This is a genomic window from Corynebacterium minutissimum (genome assembly GCF_000805675.1).
Classification (GTDB): Bacteria; Actinomycetota; Actinomycetes; order Mycobacteriales; family Mycobacteriaceae; genus Corynebacterium; species Corynebacterium minutissimum.
On record NZ_JSEF01000002.1, the window covers coordinates 60,351 to 77,221 of the forward strand.

The following is a 16,871-nucleotide window of genomic DNA, read 5'->3' on the forward strand; positions in this document are numbered from 1 at the left end:
TAGTGTGTGAGCCATGAAGTTGGGGGACTTACTCGGGGTACTCGCTCGCGGCATGCACGTCGTTTCTTTGTGCGCGGGCCACACGCTCGATGAGATGATCGCACTCGGCGCGACGCCGCGCGTGGCGCGGCAGCTCGAGGGACTCCACCGCGTCTACTTTGGGCAGACTGCTTACACCGCCAAGCAGCGCCGCGCGCGGGAGACTAACCATGCGCTCGATACGCTGCTCACCATCGAGCGCCACGTCGCGCGCGTGAAAGATTCCCGCAAAGCCTGGGACCTGCGGGTGGAATTGTGCGAAACACCAGTGGGAAAGATTGCGGGTGTGGCGAAGCGCCGGCTTGCCGAGCTCACCCCGAAGCCCAGCCCTGGTGTCCGTGTGCGCCGCAGCGCTACCGGTCTGCACAGCATCACGATTACGGACCGTCCACGAGCGATCGCCGACATGGTGGGCACGCTTCGGGCGACGCACGACGACCTGCTCAAAGCCGCCCACGAGGTCTTTGAGGGCGGCGGCGCCCCCGCGCCGGCGCTGCATGCCCATGTCATCGTGCGCCTCGACGAGCTGGACAAAATTGCGCGCGGCGAAGGCGATGACATCGTCCTGCAGGCCACCGACGGCGGCACGATGACCGGCGCGGAGTTCGTACGCACGAAGTTTGCCGAGCGCGGCTTCGTTACCCTCATCCACCCCACCCAGGGCCCGGTGAATCTCTACGACACGAGCCGCTTCGCTAACGACAAGATGCGGCTCATGTTGGGCGCGGAGCATCCGACGTGCGCGTGGTTTGGTTGTAATAAACCCGTCACGGAATGCCAGATGCACCACATACAACGCTGGCAGGATGGCGGGCCTACCAACATCGCCAATCTGGTGCCTTTATGCCAGTATCACAACGCCATTAATGACGACGATCCCACTCGCCCCACCGGCCGGGGTCGGGTCGACCGCATCAACGGCAGAGTCCATTGGTTGCCGCCCGGTGGCGGTCCTCCAGTTCCTAGCCCCAGTCCTGCCTGGCCCTAAAGCACCGATCGAAAAAGCCCCTCCACCAGGAGGGGCTACAGGCGCTGGCTTACTTCGAGCTCAGGGAAGAACCGGAGACGGTAACACCGGCGCGGTTGAGCAGCATGATGACGAGGTTGATGATGTCGCCACCGAGGTCAATAACGCTAGACAGCATGAGAGTTCTCCTTTATTCGATTACCTAGACTTAATGTCTATCGTGCGAGGATGCCCTTGACGTTACGCCTTGCGCGAAAAATCCGGCAATTTTTGGGGAATGACCCTAACCGGCCCCAGCCCACCACCCAGCACCGCGGCAAGCCAGAAGGTTGACCGCCCCAGTTAAGAATTCGGCAGGGCAACCATCCCGCCGGCGCTGGCGATGCGCTAGAGCGGGGAGATGGTGTGCTTCTTGGGCAGGTCCTTCTCCTGCTTATCGGCGAGCTGGCGCAGCGCGCGGCGCAGGGCTAGACGCGACTCAGAGGGCTTAATCATGCCATCGAGGTAGCCTCGCTCCGCGGCGACATAGGGCGCGGTCATGGTCTCGTCGTAAAAGTCCATGAACATCTTCTTCGTCATAGCGCGCTGCTCTGGGGTCTCGGCGGCTTCGAGCTGCTTGCCCGCAATCATGACCACGGCGGCGGCCGAGCCCATCACGGCGATCTGGGCCGTCGGCCACGCCAAGTTGATATCTCCCGTCAGGTTCTTCGAGCCCATCACGGCATACGCGCCGCCATAAGCCTTGCGCACGATGAGCGAGACCTTCGGCACGGTGGCCTCCACCACCGCAAACGCGAACTTTGCGCCGCGGTGAATCAAGCCTGCCTTCTCCTGGTCCACGCCCGGCAGGTAGCCCGGCGTATCCACCACGAAGACCAGCGGGATGTTGTAGGCATCGCAAATGCGGATAAAACGCCCGCCTTTATCGGCGGCATCCGCATCGATACAACCCGCCGAATGCATCGGGTTATTCGCCACAAAGCCCACGGCCTTGCCATCAATGCGGCCAAAGGCGGTGATGACGTTGGGGGCGTAGTTCTCCTGGATTTCGATGAGCTCGTCGTCGTCGCCAAGCTGCGTCAGAAGGTCCATCATGTCGTAGCCGGCATTCGTGTCATCCGGCATGAAGGAATCCAGCTCGGTGTCCTGGGCTACCTCCTCATCAGTAGGCGCATCGAAGACCGGCGCCTCATCGAAGCAGGTCAGCGGCAAATGATCCAGCAAATCGCGCACGAGGTCGAAAGCATCATCCTCCGAGGGCACCACGACGGACACGTTGCCGTTAAGCTCCTGCTGGCGCGCGGAGCCCAGGTCGTGGGAAGAAATCTCCTCGCCCGTGACCTCCTTGATCACGTTCGGGCCCGTCACGTACATCTCCGCCTCACCGTCGACGGCGATGATGAAGTCCGTGGTCACCGGCGCATACACCGCGCCACCGGCGGACTTGCCCATCATGATGGAAATCTGCGGGCTGCGGCCACTAAGCGGCAGCTGGCGGCGGGCAATCTCCGAGTACATGGCCAAAGACGTCACCGCATCCTGGATGCGCGCGCCGCCGGAATCCTGGATACCGATGACCGGGCAGCCGATCTTGATGGCCAAATCCATGATGTCGGTAACCTTCTTACCAAAGGTCACGCCCACGGAACCGCCATAGACCGTCTTATCGTGTGCGTAAATGCACACCGGGCGACCGTTGATGCGGCCGTGGCCGGTCACCACGCCGTCGGAGTAAATCGCGTCCGGGTCACCAGGAGTTTTGCCCAGGGCGCCAGTTTCGACGAAGGAGCCTTCGTCGAGAAGCGCGGCGATACGTTGGCGCGGCGTCGAACGCCCGGCCTCGTCGCGGCGCGCCCGGGAGCGCTCGCTGCCGGGGTCCTGGGCACGCTCGAGGCGCTCGCGCAGGTCCGCTAGCTTGTCAGCGGTGCTAGTCACTTCCGAATCTTCTCCTCGATCCAATCCTCCATGTGCTTGCCCACGATACCGATAGCCGGCTCGTCGGGAACCGCCAGGTGGTCGCCCGGCAGCTGCACAATCTCCAGATCCTTCACGATAACGCCCCAACCGCCGTCCGGGTTAATCTCCGCATACGCCGGCTCGAGCTCAATGGCGCCGTCATGCATGCGCTCGGAGCGGAAGAGGATGACCGGCACGCTTACCGACGCCCACCTTCCCATATCCAGCGAGCCCAAAATCTGGTTGTCCACGAAGGACGCACGCTGGTGCTCGAGTACACCGGCGGACAGGCCGTGTTCGGAGGCGTCGGTGGAGCTGAGGAATTCCGCGAGCATGGCCATGAGCGCATCTTCGCCGACAGTTTCCAGCATTTCGTAGGGCGGCTCGAAGTCGAGACCGTAGGTCTTCTTGGCAAAGGCGGCGTAGCGGCCCCACCGAGCCTTGGTTTCCTCCAGCGTTTTCGGGGCCGGATGCGCCGGCTGGGTGGTATCCAGCAAAGCGATGAAGGCAACCTCGGCAGTATCCTCACCACGGGCTGCACGCTCTTGCAACTGGTAGGCCACCTCGTAGGCCAGCGCGCCGCCGAAGGACCAGCCGCCGAGCACAACCTTGCGGCCGCGCGCGTAATGCAGGATGTCCTCGATATAGGCGGCGGCGCGATCCTCCAGGCTGCCCTCGAGGCGCTCTACGCCGTAGACGGCGACGTCGGCAGGCAGGCGGCGGGTCAGCGGCTGGTAGACCACGGTGGTGCCGCCGGCCGGGTGGAACATGAAGACGGCGGGGCCGTCGGCCTCGCGCAGCACACGGATATTGCCTTCGACCTCGGTCTCGAGGCCCTCGCGGACGAGGTCCGCTAGGTTCTCCAGTGCTTCGGCTTCCTGGACCTGTTGGGCGGTGACCTCGATGCCGGCGCGCTCGGTGAGGCGCTCGGCAATCTTTTCCGCCACTTCATCGCTGACCTGCGGCAGCGCGGAAGTCACGCCGGCTGCGGCCTTGCCCGTGAAGGTGGCCCAGGTGCCGAAGACCATGCGCTCGGAAGCATCACGCGGGGCGACGCCCACGCCTTCGTGCTCCTCGCCGCTATTATCGCCGCGCAGCTCATCCGCGCCGCCCTTAGCGCTCACCGTGGAGGCGTCTGGGGTGGTGTCGTCACTCTCGGTGAGCGCGAAGGGTGCGGTGTGAGCGTCTGCGGTGTGGGCGGCGCCGGTGGCCGGCGCGGCGGGGTCGGTTTGCTCGGCGACGGCCTCCTCGACCATGGTGATGACGTCGGCGAGGGAGGCGTCGCGAAGCGCCTGCACCTGCAGCGGCGGAATCTGGAAGTCGTTCTCCACGCGGTTCTTGATGCGCATGCCCATGAGCGAATCGAGGCCCAGGTCAATGAGCGGCAGCTCGCGCGGGAGGTCAGAGACGTCGTAGCCCATGGACTCAGAGACGATGAGCGCTAGGCGCTCCTCCACGCTCTCCTTCTCCGGGTCCCAGCGCACCGCATCAACGCCCACCTCGGGGTCGGCGAACTGCGGCGCGGTCACGGCCTGCGGCAGGCTCGGCTCCGGGGTGGCGGCGGGGGCCGCGAGGTTCAGGGTAGAGGCGAAACCTTCCGCGATGAGCTTGGTCGTAGCGCCATCCACGTAGTGCACCGCCACGGACAGGCCGCCGAGAGTGCGCCGCACGATGGTGGTGACCTCGCCCTTCGCTGGCAGGTCCGCATGTTCCTCGCTGGCAGCAATCTGCGCGCCCGGGGATACGGCCTCGGCAGCAGCCTCCAGGATGGCCAGGGCACTCGGCGCCTGGTCCGCGTTTGTGGAGAAGGCCACGGCGCCCTCCGGCAGGGTGACGCGCGCTCCCGGCAGACCGGAGATACCAGCGGAAGGGCGGGCGTTGGTCCAGAAACGCTGGCGACGGAAGTGGGTCGAGGGGGCAGCAACAAGCGCGCCGGAGCCAAAGACCTTTGTGTAGTCCACCGGAACACCCGCGGCGTAGAGCTTGGCCAGCAAATCCAGCAGGGACTCGGTGGGGTCCACCTTGCGCTTCAGGCTGTACAGCAGCTGCGCGTCCGCCTTGCCCGCGGCGAAAGCGGTGGACATGAGGCCCATCAGCGCAATCGGGTTCGGGGAAATCTCCACGATTTGGGTATGGCCCGCGTCGAAGGCCGACTCGGTCGCATCCTGCAGGTAGACGGAGTGGCGGGTCATGCGGATCCAGTAGTCTTCGTCGTGAAGCACGGTGCCCGGACGGTAGGCCTTGCCGCGGTCCACGGAGGAAAACAGCGTGGTGTGCAGCGGGCGGGCCTCAATGCCGGCGATTTCCGCATAGAGCTCTCCCAGCAGCGGGTCCACGGCAGAGGTGTGGCCGGCAGCCTTGACGTTGAGCGCGCGGGCGAACTTGCCCTCGCCGTCGAGCTTCTCCACCAGCGCGAGGACCTCCTCGCGCGGGCCGCCCACGGTGGTCATGCCGGGGCCGGTGTAGACGGCGGGCTCAATGTTGCCCGGCAAGGCGTCAATTTCCTCGGCGGAGAGTTCGACGACGGCCATGGCGCCTTGTTGATCGTCGGGAAGCGAGGCCTCACCCTCACCCATGAGGCGCGCGCGGTGGCAGGCGATGAGCATGGCGTCCTCTGCCGAAATGCCGCCGGACGCGTAAGCCGCGCCGATTTCACCCATGGACATGCCGATAACGCCGGCCGGGCGCACGCCGAAGGTGGCGAGCAGGTCCGTCAGCGCAATCTGGATGCCTGTGATGGCTACCTGCGCGGTTTCGGTGTTGTAGGTCTGGGAGTCATCGTGGACGAGCTCCAGAATGGACCAGCCGGATTCGCGCTGCACAAGGGCGTCGAGTTCCACCAGACGTTCTTTAAACAGCAGCGACATCTCAATCATGTCCTTGGCCATCTTGCGGTGCTGGGAGCCGAAGCCGGAGTACATGAAGACCGGGCCATGCACCGACGGGGAATCCGCCGCGGCGATGCCCACGGAGACGGTTCCTTCAGACACCTGGCGGAGACGCTTGATGGCCTCTTCGCTTGACGACGCCATCACTACCGCCCGCGAGCGCCCATGATTGCGGCGGGCGAGGGTACGGGCCAGGGAGAGCAGGTTCGGATTCTCGGCCTCGATGTACTCCGCAAGGTCGGCCGCAGCCGTGGCGCGGCGTGAAGGCAGCAGGCCGGAGACCGGCAGGGCTACCGGCTGGCCTTCGCCAACGGCGACCTGCGGGGCAGCCTGGTGGGTCAGCCCGCGGTAATCAGTAAGGACAACGTGGGCGTTAGTGCCGCCGAAGCCGAAGCCGGAGACACCCGCAATCTTCTGGCCGGAGTATTCGGGCCATTCGCGTGGGTCCTCGACGACTTCCAGGTGCTCGGCGTCGAAATCGATGTAGCGGTTGGGGCCGGCGTAATTGATGTTCGGCGGGATGACGCCATGGCGCATACCTTCGATGACCTTAATGAGGCCAACCACGCCCGCAGCGGATTCAGAGTGGCCGATATTGGTCTTGGCGGAGCCCAGAAGGGTCGGGGTGGCGGCATGGCGGCCTGGGCCGAGCACACGGCCGAGAGCGGTGGCCTCGATGGGATCACCGAGGATGGTGCCGGTGCCGTGGGCCTCGACGTAGTCCACGTCCTGTGGGCGGATACCGGCGTCGGCGTAGGCGCGCTCGAGGACGTCGACCTGCGCGTCCGGGTTCGGAGCGGTCAGGCCGTTGGAGTGGCCGTCGGAGTTAACGGCGGAGCCCTTGATGACGGCAGCGATGGTGTCACCGTCGCGTTCGGCGTCCTCCAGGCGCTTGAGAACGAGGACACCGGCGGCGTCCGCGCGGACGATGCCGTCGGCGTCATCGGAGAACGCATGGATGGCACTGGTGGGCGAGGTGACGCCGAGCTCGCTAAAGCCGATGGAAGCATGCGGCGAGGCCAAGATGTTCACGCCGCCGGCCAAGGCCACATCGGCCGCGCCGACGCGCAGATCCTTGACTGCCTGGTTGACGGCCACGAGAGAGGCGGAGCAGGCAGTATCCACGTTGAGGGACGGGCCGCGCAGATCGAATGCGTAGGACAGGCGGTTGGCGATAATCGCCGAGGAGGTGCCCGTCATCGCGTAGGGGTGCATCTCTGCTGGGTCGGCGGTGATGAGCATGCCGTAGTCGTTGTTCGTAGAGCCCATGTACACGCCAGTAGCGGTGCCGCGCAGCTGGTTGGCGGGTACACCAGCGTCTTCGAGGGCCTCCCACGCCACTTCGAGGAGGATGCGCTGCTGCGGGTCCATGTTGGCGGCCTCAAGCGGAGAGAGACCAAAGAATTCGGCATCGAAGCTGGCGATGTCATCGATGTAGCCGCCGTCGGTGTTCTGCTGCTCTATCTTTTCGCTGGTAATCGGGTCGGAGGAATACTCCGACCAGCGGCCCACGGGCAGCGGGCCGGTACCCGGCCGACCCTCCACAAGCATTTTCCAGAATTCAGCGACGTTCTTCGCGCCCGGGAAGCGGCCGGCGTAGCCGATGACGGCGATGTCGCCGCCCGCGAGAGCGGCAGGGCGAGGTGCCGACACTGCTTCCCCTGGCAGGCTGTGGGTGGCCCCGTTGACCAGACGTTCCGCCAGCTGTGCAATCGTGGGGTACTCATAGGCCACGGTGGGCTCGAGCTTAATGCCGAGGAGGTTTTCTAATTCACCGGAAAGAACCACGGCGTCGCGCGAGGAGAGTCCGAAGTTCTCCAGCGGTTTGGTGTCCGTGATTTCCTCTGCGGAGAGGCCGGTGGTCTGCGCAACCCAGGTGCGCAGCCAGCCACGAAGCTCTTCAACGGTCATAAATCTCTAGCTTTCTAACGCGGACTATGGTCATAAAGGCGGTCGATTTTGCGCAGCACGAAGGCGCGCTCGACGACGCTCCTATTCGAGTTATCGGACGATTATCTCACTTCGTTAACTTGGGTTTCATAACCGACATACCCATTGACTCCCCCACCAGCGAAAACTCGCCGATGATCCACACACTTACGCGCGCACGCGCGCGAGAGGGTAGGCGGCTTGGGCTGCGCGGGCGAGTGTTGTAGGGGCGCGCGCGAGAGAGAGTAGGGGGTTGCTCTCACGTGCCTCGGTGAGCTCGGTAGGCGTTAGCTAACCTCATGCACGACAAACCCACCCAACCATGGTGAGCTGGGTGGGCGGCGCAGGGCGCAGACTAGGAAGCGAGGTACTCCTTCTTCGCCACACGGCGGGCAATCTTGCCCGAGGAGGTGCGCTTAATCTCGTTGGCGTTGAACCACTGAATGGCCGCCGGTGTCACGCCGTGGTGCGAGGAGACGGCGGAGCGAATGGCCTCGGAGGCGGCGTCGTCCTCGGCGGGGCTAGCGCCATCAGCACGTTCGATCAGCAGGACAAGTTCTTCGGTGCTGCCGCCCTCGACGGAGAAGGCCGCGATGGAATCAGCACGCACGTGGGACGAGGCCTCCTGCACGGTACCTTCGATATCCTGCGGGTAGTGGTTGCGACCAGCCACCACGATGAGGTCCTTGAGACGGCCCGTGATGTAGACCTGGTTATCCACAATCGCCGCCAAGTCACCGGTAGCAAGCCAGTTGTTATCCTCCGGAGCATTCGGTACGCGGGACCCTTCAGCCAGGCGCTCTCCCAGCGTGTTGTGGAAGGTGGATGCGGTTTCCTCTTCACGGCCCAAGTAGCCGGCCGCGCGGTTTTCGCCGTGGAGCCAGATTTCGCCCACGAGACCGTCGGCAAGCTCGGCTCGGGTCTCTGGGTCCACGATGGTGAGTTCCTGGGCAATAACGCTCTGACCACAGGAGGCGTAGGCCACGGAGTCCGCAGACTTCTCCACGATGACCGCCTCGCCCTGCGCCAAGCGCTCGCGGTCGAAGTGCGAAATGATGGGGCGCTCTGGGGTCTGCGGCGTGGTGACGATGAGGGATGCCTCCGCCATGCCATACGACGGGCGCAGGGTCTCGCGGCGCAGACCGTACTCTTCCTTGCCAAAGGTCTCCCAGAAGGAGTTCACTGCGCTCTCCGTCACCGGCTCCGAACCAATCACGATGCCATCGACGTTGCTGAAGTCCAGCTCCTCCCCCGCTGCCGGTGCTCCATACCGCGCTGCCAGCTCGAGGGCGAAGTTCGGAACTACGGCGTAGGTGCCCTGCAGGTGGGCGTCGACAGGCTGGCGCTTGAGCTGTTCTACCCAACGCTTGGGCTGTTGGACGAAGTCGCGCGGGGTCATAATCTCCAGGTTAAGCCCCAGAATGGTAACGAAGACGGCAAGAATGATGCCCATATCGTGGTGCATCGGCAGCCACGATACGACGCGCGCGGGCAGCTTAATCTGCACGGCGGTGAAGATCTGCAGCACATTGGTCATGATGTTGCGGTTAGTCAGCAGCACGCCCGCCGGGGTGCGCGTGGAACCGGAAGTGTACTGCAGGAAGGCCGGGTGGTCCACCGGTGCGGTCTGCAGAGCAGCGAGGGCAGCCTTGCCCTCTTCAGTCTCCAACGGGTTCACCCAGCTAGCAGCGAGGGAATCCGGCAGAGAATCAATAGAGATGATGCGCGGACGCTCGGCGGCGGGGCGGTCGGAGAAGTACGCACGGTTGGCGGCCGCCGAAACGTTGTTGGTGAGAACAATCGGCGGGTTGGCATCCCCGAACACCGCACGCAGGTGGTCAGTGTGGCCCGGCTCGTTCGGGTCATAAAGCGGAATCGGAGTCATGCCTGCATACAAGGCACCAAGGAAGCCGAAGATGTACTCCGGGGAATTGCCGGCCAGGATGGCCACGCGGTCACCCATCTTGCCTACCTGCTGCAAACGCGCGGCCACTACCTTGATACGGGTATTGACCTGGGAGCGTGTGAAGTCACGCGGGGTGCCTTCCGGGTTATCAGTGAAGACCCACTGGCGCATGACCGGGCGGTCCGGGATTCCTGCCTGCTGTTCGGCGGCGTAGACGTGTTCCGCCAAGCCTGCCAAGGTGAGATGTGGCGGCAGGGAGATGGCGCCCTTCTCGTCGAAGAACTGGCCGATCAATGCTTTCAGGTCCATGTGGGACTCCTTTGTGGGATAGATAGGTCACGTACTTTTGACACTGAAAATATCAGACGCGGCGTGGCGAATGTTACACGGCGCGCCAATTTTAGTGTGCGTCGATGGTGTCCTTAGCCCACTGCGTGACCCACTGGTTAGCCGTAGTGCCCTCAATAACGTCCGGGTTTGAGGCATACATGGCATGCACACCGTTGGCTTCAATGAGATCCATCGCGCGGTCGAGCCCGTTGCTGACATCCAGCGGCGCATCACAAATGGAGTCGTTGGGCGCGCAAATCTGGAAGGTGCGGTCGGCCAGTTCGCCAAAGCCATTGGGGCGCGCACCGCGCATAGTCGCTCCCGGCACGATGCCCTGAATCAGCGTCGAGACCGGCTGCAGAGCAATCTCCGCACCAACACCGCCCACCTGGGCACCGGGGTTGATACCGACGCCTTCTTGGCGACGCCCATCCGCAATCACCGCCACCCCAGCCACACTATTGGCAGGAATGGGACCATTGCCGCCACCGATGTGGTCAGCGATATCTCCCACAATGACCGCGCCTTGGGAAAAGCCGGACAAGATGAACTTCGTGTCCGGGCAGGTCTCATGCATGTAGGTCAGTTCGCCCTCCAGACGGGAGGTTCCTTCATCGCGCGATTCGTCGTAGCTCATCTCGTGCTGCGCGTTGATGTTTTTGAACTGCGCGGTATAAGGCAGCGTCCATACCTTGACGTCCTCGGGGACGTACGCCTCCTTCAAAGGATTGGTAATGGAGAGCATGAAGGAGTTCGGGTTGGCTCCGGGGTTGATGGGATCATCATCCGCAGCGGATTCCCACGTGCCCGGCGCGGAAACAAACTCGAAGCGCGGGCACCAATCCGGCTGCGCAGGCGGCTCCTCGGCAGGCTGCTCCGGATTGTCGGCAGGTTCGCTGAGAATCCCTGGTTCGCCTTGGTCGTGGGTGTTGAGGAAGTGGACCACTCCGCCGCCGATGACAACGAGGAGGACAACGACGGCGAGGACGGTGATTGTTTTACGCATGAGGAAATTTCTACCTTGGGAAGGTGCGGGATTCCCTGGGGAATCCCTGCCATGGGGCTGGGTGCGCTTGACGACGTCTCCCTAGCCGCCCCGCCACACCTACTCGGCGCAGAGCGCGCCGCCCTTCTCGCTGATGAGCTGGGTCAGCTGCTCGTGACTGAGCTCGCTGCGGCCTTGCTCGATGAGCTGGCCAGCGACGGCGGGCACGGTGACGGTATCGCCTTGGCAGGCAGCCTGGGCGGCACCGACGAGCTGATCTTCTACACCTTCGGTGTTGACGCCGCCGTCGGAAAGCGCGGCCAGGAACTCCTGGTGCGGGCCTTCCGCGGGTGCGGGGGCGGGGATTTCGGAGATTTCGCGCGCACCGCGATCCTCCGTTTCTTCGCCGGAACCGCGGGAGGAGCCGCTGCCGGACGAGGCCTTGTCGCTCGAGCTCGCTGCCGATGAATTCGACGTCGAGGAGGATTCCGCCCCTTCAGACGAGCCGGCAGAGCGCTCGAGCGGCGCCACGGAGGTCTCGGTGGCTTCGCTCTCGTCGACAGTAGCGGAGCCACAGCCAGCCAACAGGGCGCCGGCAGCCAGCAACGCTGCGGCTGTCACCCGGGCCGAGGAGTTTAGTCGTCGCGTGCGCATGGCTTAGTTCTTGTCTGCCTGGATGTTGCCCATGACCTTGCGGATGACTCCATGCTGGAAGGTCTGGGTCAGACCACCAGCCGGGATCTCCTTGTAGTCTTCGGTAGGCCAGCCGAACTCGCCCTGCTCGAAGCCGTGCTTGCCCCACTCATCAAAGATGTCGCCCTTGAGGATGTAGTGCGCACCGGAGTCCATGGACCAGTAGATGTTGCCGTGCTCAAACTCCTGGAAGAAGCCGCCATTGACGGCCTTCTCCTCGCCGACGGGGTAGCCCAGGTCGGACTCAGCGGCCTTGAGCTCCTTGTACTTGGCGCCGATGGCACCATGCACGATGTGGAAGGAACCGTCCGGGTTGTGGGTCAGCACGCCATTTTCGAATTCCTGAACCACGCCGTCGCCGACCTTGCGGACGTCGGAGGTCGGGTACTTGAGGTCGCCCATCTCGAAGCCGTTCTTGCCCCACTCGTCGTAGAGATCCTTCGGGATTGGCCAGGCGCCGTTCTCCGGGGTCCAGTAGATGGAGCCGTGCTCGAAGTGGACGAAGCGGCCGCGGCCGTCGAGGGTCTTGCCTTCGCCGGTCGTCGGGAAGCCCAGCCAGGAAGTCGGGCCGCCCAGCTCAGAGTAGCGGGCGCCGATGCGGCCGAAGACTGCGTAGGCACCGGTCTCCGGGGACCAGTAGGCGGTGCCGGCCTGGAAGTCCTGGGCCTTGCCGCGCTCGGCGACATCATACTCGTTGTTCACGCAGGAACCAATGATGCCGGACTTGGTAGCCTCAGCAATGGCGCCCACCGGGGTGCAGTCAGCGCCGCGGTCGGACTTGTCGAGGCCGAGGGAGTCGGCAATGAACGGCCACGCCTCGGTCATTTCGAACTGCCAGTATTCCCAGCTGTGCACGCCAGTCGGGCGGAACTTGACCACCGGCTCCACCTTGGCGCGCTTGGCGTAATCGACGAAGGTTTGAGTAGACATGCGGGAAATCGCCTCGAGGCCCACGCCTGCCATGTTGGCCTGGCCCTTAGCCACGGAACCGATCTGGCCGTAGTCATCCTTGCCGTTGCCGGCGGAGACGTAGACCTTCATGTCCTTGAGGTTCTCAATGCCCAGCTTCGGGTCGTGGTCAATCCAGTCCTGGGAGTAAAGGTCGCCCCACATGTTGGTGGAGGTGTAGCCGCCGGCATCGGCCTGCGCTGCGGTAATGGCCTCCGGCATACCGGTGGTCGTGGTGTCGAGGTAACCCGAGAAGGAACCGACAAACTTGAAGGCCCACGGGTTGCGCTCCGCCAGGTTCATCGCGGCAGTACCGCCCATGGAGATACCGGTGACGGCACGCTGGCCGTTGGAACGGTAAGCCTTTTCCAAGACTGGGATGAGTTCCTGCATGAGGAAGGTTTCCCACTTGTAGTGCTTCCCGTTATCGGGCTTTTGCCAGTCGGCGTAGAAGGAGGACTCGCCGCCGACCGGCATGATGAGGGTGACGTTACGGTCAGCAAACTGGGACAAAATGTTGGTCTCGATGGTCCAGCCGGACTCGTCGTCACGGGCACGCAGGCCGTCGAGGGCCCAGACCTCCGGGAACTTCTTGTCCGGGTTGGAGTACCAGTCGCGGGCCAGCTGGATCTGCACGACCTGTTCCTTGTCCGGCATAGCGGCGGACTTGATGTAGACCTTGAGGTGGCGGTTGGTCAGGTACTCAACACGGGAGACGGACACGCCGTCCGGCAGGCCCTCGATGTCCGGGTACTCGGTTTCAATCGGGGTACGCTGCGGCGGGTTCGACGGTGCGAAGGAATCGGAGAAGTTGGAGCTTCCCAGAATGTCAGTAATACCCTCTCCGGAGCTGGAGCCGGAGGATTGGGCGTTGGCCATAGGCAGCAGCGCGAAGCCGACGGCCACGGCGGTGGGCAGTGCGGCGATGGTCAGGCCCTTGCGAGCGGCGGACGGGGAACGCAGGCCTGCTGCCTTGGAGGGCTGAGCAGACTTCTGAGAAGGCGCAGTGTTCGGCATTGGTGAATCCTTGCGATGTGTCGAGTGAAGGCACGTTGCATCGAGCGGGCTCCGCAGGTTCCCCTCCTGCGGAACACGCCACTGCAGACGCGGTGAGCGGTCTAACGTGAGCTCAAGTTTAAGTTGAACTTGAGACTTTTGGAAGAGGGACACGCCCACACTTTCCTTATCGAACACGACAAAGCCGGCCCGCCCAGCGCCTCCAGCGAATGATTCCGCTAGAAGGCGACGGACGAGCCGGCGAAAAGTAAGGCGTCTACGCGGTTACCACGCGTTCATCACGTTGAGCACCTGCGGCTTGGAGTGTTCCAACTCGTAGCCGAACTGCTCCCAGTTGTGCAAGCCCTGAGCCGGGTAGTTCGTCTGGAGACGCACGCCCATCGCGCGCGCCTTGAGCTCCCACATGCGGGTCGTAGCATTAGCAAAACCTTCAAGCGCCATACCGGAAGCAATGTGCTCCGGCTTATAGCGCTGCTGATCCAGCGGACCCGGAATACCGGAGGCAGCGGAGACAAACACGTCGGTGCCGTGAGCGGCCAGCTCCGGAATCAGGTTGAACGGGTCGTTGCTAAAGCGCTTCGGGTTGATGACGGAACCGTACATGGCGTTGATGTTGAAGCCGCCGGCGTCGAGAAGCGCGAGGCGCATGAAGGTCTGCGCTCCCGGCAGAGTCGTGGTGAGGTAACCGGAGTAGGACAGAGCCTGGCGGAACTGCTCCGGGTGCTTGCCAGCCAACGTAATGGCTGCGGTAGCACCCATGGACAGGCCAGCAACGGAGTTATTGTTGCGGGCCACACCGAAGTTGCCCTCAAGGTAAGCCGGCAGCTCCTTAGTGAGGAAGGTCTCCCACATGTAGTTCACCGGTTCCACCAAGTCATAGGTGGCCGGTCCGCGCCAGTCCGCGTAGAAGGACGCGGCGCCACCCACCGGCATCACGAGGGTGATGTTGTGGTCGACGTAGGTACGTGCGGCGTTAACGTCATTGATCCAGGCGTTGGTGCGGTCGGTAGCGCGAAGACCATCGAGGAGGTACAGGCCTGCGTTGCCGCCGTTCTTGGCCGGCTGAATCTGCACCGGGATGGTGCGGCCCATAGCCTGGGACCAGACATCACAGCGCTGAACCCAGAAACCTACGCGGTCCCACTCGCAGGCGCCGGTAGCATCGCCACGCAGCCAGTCACGGTTAGCTGCTGAGGCCTCCTGGGTGCCGGCGGTGACGACGAGGCCCAGAGCAATAGCAATGGCGGCCACAACCGCCATGACACGCGTCCGCAGTGCGGAACTTAGTGCACTCATGTTTCTCCTTAACATTCTTACTGCCACTAGTACATCGCCAACACGCCAGCGATGGTTACGGATCAATAACGAGAATCTTTTGTAGCGTAACCTACCCGCCCGCGTTTTGTCTTCCTACGGGGGTGCCTACCCGGCAGGGAGGTAGTCCGCTGGGTCCTCCGACAGCTGCAACGTACGGCCAGTCGTCAGGGAAAAGACCAGGTTCTTACGGAAGCGCTCCCAGGACAGGGGCTCGCTATACGACGCCACCAACTCCTTGAGCTCCGGGGTCTCCAGCGCAGCACGGGCGTGGCGGGTGGTGTCCTTGTCGTACCACGGCGGCAGATAGTCAATATCTGCGGCTGACTGCGCTGCCTGCCACTCCAAGGCGAGGGATTTATCGTGGCCGATGCGCCCGCCTTCCTCGCGCGGCATCCGTGCCGCCAGAGGGGTGGCCAAACCGATGGTGTCCTGGATTCGAACATCAAGCGGCGCGTTCATCGACGTCATACCGAGGTTCACTAGGAACAGCGACGGCGCCTGCTCGCGTCCTTCTTCACGCGGCACGGTGAGCCAGTTGAGGCGGTCGGCATCTTTATCCTCAACGTAGATGACCGCGAGGGCATCACCGTCTTCAAGCTTTCTCATCGCCTCCGGGTAGCCATTCATGAACTTCATCGTGAGATAGTCACGCGCTGAGCGCGGCGGATGGCCGGCCTCACGGTTGGTGGCGTAGGTCCAGAAATCACGCTCATCCACGATGGACAGCGTCTGTTCATAGGAATCCCAGTCCGTGTCGTGCCCCCTGAGCACGATGACGAGTGCCCACACCGCACACGCGCCCGCAGCCAGCCAGGTGACGAGTCCCTTGAGCGGCAGCACGAAAACCGGTAGCAGCGCGGCGAAGAGCGGCAGCAGAAGCATGCGGCCATGCATGAAGTCACCGCCAACGCGCAGGATATAGAGCACATGGATGATCACCGCACTCAGAAGCAGGTAGGTCACCGTCGTCGAACTGCGCAGCTCAGTTGGGCGCAGCTGCGCACGGAAGGCCCAGATGCCGGCGGCCGCCAGCACGATGACGGGCAGGTACAGGGCGTAGGGTCCCACGAAATCCTGCAGATAGTTCAGGCCACTGGCCCATGCGCTTTCCGACGCCGACTTCGCCACCGCCGTGTGCGGCGTCACCAACCCGTAGTACCCCATGCGGAAAATCTGGTACGCGCCCGGGATAGGCAGGGCCGCGCCGAGGATGCCGAGCCACACCTTCCAATTGCGGTGCGTGGCCAGAAGCAGAATGCCGGTCAGCCCGCCATACAGTGCAAGTTCTGGGCGCACGAGCCACGACAGTCCCGCCCAGAAGGCCAGCCAGTAAGCACTCAAGGTGCTGGTGCCCTCGGCCCAGCGCTGCAGCAAAGCCCACAAGGCCGCGAGGTAGAAAATGGAAAGCCCCCACTCCAAGCCGGAGGTGAAGAAGTCCCGAGCAGGCGGGAGCGCCAGGTAGACCAGCGCGCCGGCAGGTGCGACGAGCGGGACGACACTCAGCCCCGTGCCAGCGGCTTCGGGGCGGGAACGATACAGGCCACGCGAGGTCGCCCACACGCCGAGCATCATGGCCGCCACCGAAAGCAGCAGGCCCAGATTCACCGCAATGGAATCCAAAGAGGCATCAGAAACCCAGTGCACCAGCAGAATGAGGTACTGCCATAGCGTGGACGTGTTGGCTTCGACACGTTCGCCCACATTAAAGACCGGCCCATTGCCGGCCTCAAGATTGCGGACGGTGCGCAGGACGATGAGGCCGTCATCAGAAATCCAGCGGCGCGCGAATCCTCCCCAGAACGAGAAAACCCCGATCACCAGGACCGAGGCCAGCGCGCTCAACGCCGCCAAAGTACGTGAATCGGGTTTTCGCATGAGGAGAGAGTCTAGCACCGA

Annotated in this window: 9 protein-coding genes; 1 reads left to right on the top strand and 8 read right to left on the bottom strand. The window is 63.6% G+C overall.

Annotation, left to right across the window (positions count from 1 at the left end):
* Positions 1–13 precede the first annotated feature (13 nt).
* Positions 14–1,027, top strand: coding sequence for an HNH endonuclease signature motif containing protein (locus tag NX84_RS00340; protein ID WP_039672568.1), 1,014 nt, complete (start codon positions 14–16; stop codon positions 1,025–1,027).
* A 366-nt stretch (positions 1,028–1,393) separates the two neighbouring features.
* Here NX84_RS00340 and NX84_RS00345 read toward each other — a convergent pair whose 3' ends face one another.
* The 8 genes from NX84_RS00345 to NX84_RS00380 form a co-directional block, all read right to left on the bottom strand.
* Positions 1,394–2,941 (bottom strand): acyl-CoA carboxylase subunit beta, encoded by a 1,548-nt coding sequence (locus NX84_RS00345; RefSeq protein WP_039672570.1) that lies wholly within the window; start codon positions 2,939–2,941, stop codon positions 1,394–1,396.
* Positions 2,938–7,761, bottom strand: coding sequence for a type I polyketide synthase (locus NX84_RS00350; protein WP_039672575.1), 4,824 nt, complete (start codon positions 7,759–7,761; stop codon positions 2,938–2,940). Before NX84_RS00350 ends, NX84_RS00345 begins: the two co-directional genes overlap by 4 nt.
* A gap of 373 nt (positions 7,762–8,134) precedes the next feature.
* Complete coding sequence (locus NX84_RS00355; protein ID WP_039672577.1) at positions 8,135–9,994, bottom strand: FadD32-like long-chain-fatty-acid--AMP ligase; 1,860 nt, start codon at positions 9,992–9,994, stop codon at positions 8,135–8,137.
* 91 nt (positions 9,995–10,085) lie between these two features.
* The gene (locus tag NX84_RS00360; RefSeq protein ID WP_039672579.1) at positions 10,086–11,021 is read right to left on the bottom strand and encodes a cutinase family protein; all 936 of its coding nucleotides are present in this window, start codon (positions 11,019–11,021) and stop codon (positions 10,086–10,088) included.
* 99 nt (positions 11,022–11,120) lie between these two features.
* Positions 11,121–11,654, bottom strand: a complete 534-nt coding sequence (locus tag NX84_RS00365) for a hypothetical protein (protein ID WP_039672581.1) — start codon at positions 11,652–11,654, stop codon at positions 11,121–11,123.
* A gap of 3 nt (positions 11,655–11,657) precedes the next feature.
* Positions 11,658–13,658 carry an alpha/beta hydrolase-fold protein gene (locus NX84_RS00370; RefSeq protein ID WP_039672583.1) on the bottom strand — a complete coding sequence of 667 codons (2,001 nt, stop codon included), beginning with the start codon at positions 13,656–13,658 and terminating at the stop codon, positions 11,658–11,660.
* Positions 13,659–13,922: 264 nt separating this feature from the next.
* A complete protein-coding gene (locus tag NX84_RS00375) occupies positions 13,923–14,954 on the bottom strand; it encodes an alpha/beta hydrolase (protein WP_111689372.1) in 1,032 nt (343 codons plus the stop codon).
* Positions 14,955–15,080: 126 nt separating this feature from the next.
* Positions 15,081–16,850, bottom strand: a complete 1,770-nt coding sequence (locus NX84_RS00380) for an arabinofuranosyltransferase AftB family protein (RefSeq protein ID WP_039672587.1) — start codon at positions 16,848–16,850, stop codon at positions 15,081–15,083.
* Positions 16,851–16,871 lie beyond the last annotated feature (21 nt).

Coding starts and splice junctions, on each gene's coding strand:
- NX84_RS00340 (WP_039672568.1), top strand. CDS start 14: ATGAAGTTGGGGGACTTACTCGGGGTACTCGCTCGCGGCATGCACGTC.
- NX84_RS00350 (WP_039672575.1), bottom strand. CDS start 7,761: ATGACCGTTGAAGAGCTTCGTGGCTGGCTGCGCACCTGGGTTGCGCAG.
- NX84_RS00355 (WP_039672577.1), bottom strand. CDS start 9,994: ATGGACCTGAAAGCATTGATCGGCCAGTTCTTCGACGAGAAGGGCGCC.
- NX84_RS00360 (WP_039672579.1), bottom strand. CDS start 11,021: ATGCGTAAAACAATCACCGTCCTCGCCGTCGTTGTCCTCCTCGTTGTC.
- NX84_RS00365 (WP_039672581.1), bottom strand. CDS start 11,654: ATGCGCACGCGACGACTAAACTCCTCGGCCCGGGTGACAGCCGCAGCG.
- NX84_RS00370 (WP_039672583.1), bottom strand. CDS start 13,658: ATGCCGAACACTGCGCCTTCTCAGAAGTCTGCTCAGCCCTCCAAGGCA.
- NX84_RS00375 (WP_111689372.1), bottom strand. CDS start 14,954: ATGAGTGCACTAAGTTCCGCACTGCGGACGCGTGTCATGGCGGTTGTG.
- NX84_RS00380 (WP_039672587.1), bottom strand. CDS start 16,850: ATGCGAAAACCCGATTCACGTACTTTGGCGGCGTTGAGCGCGCTGGCC.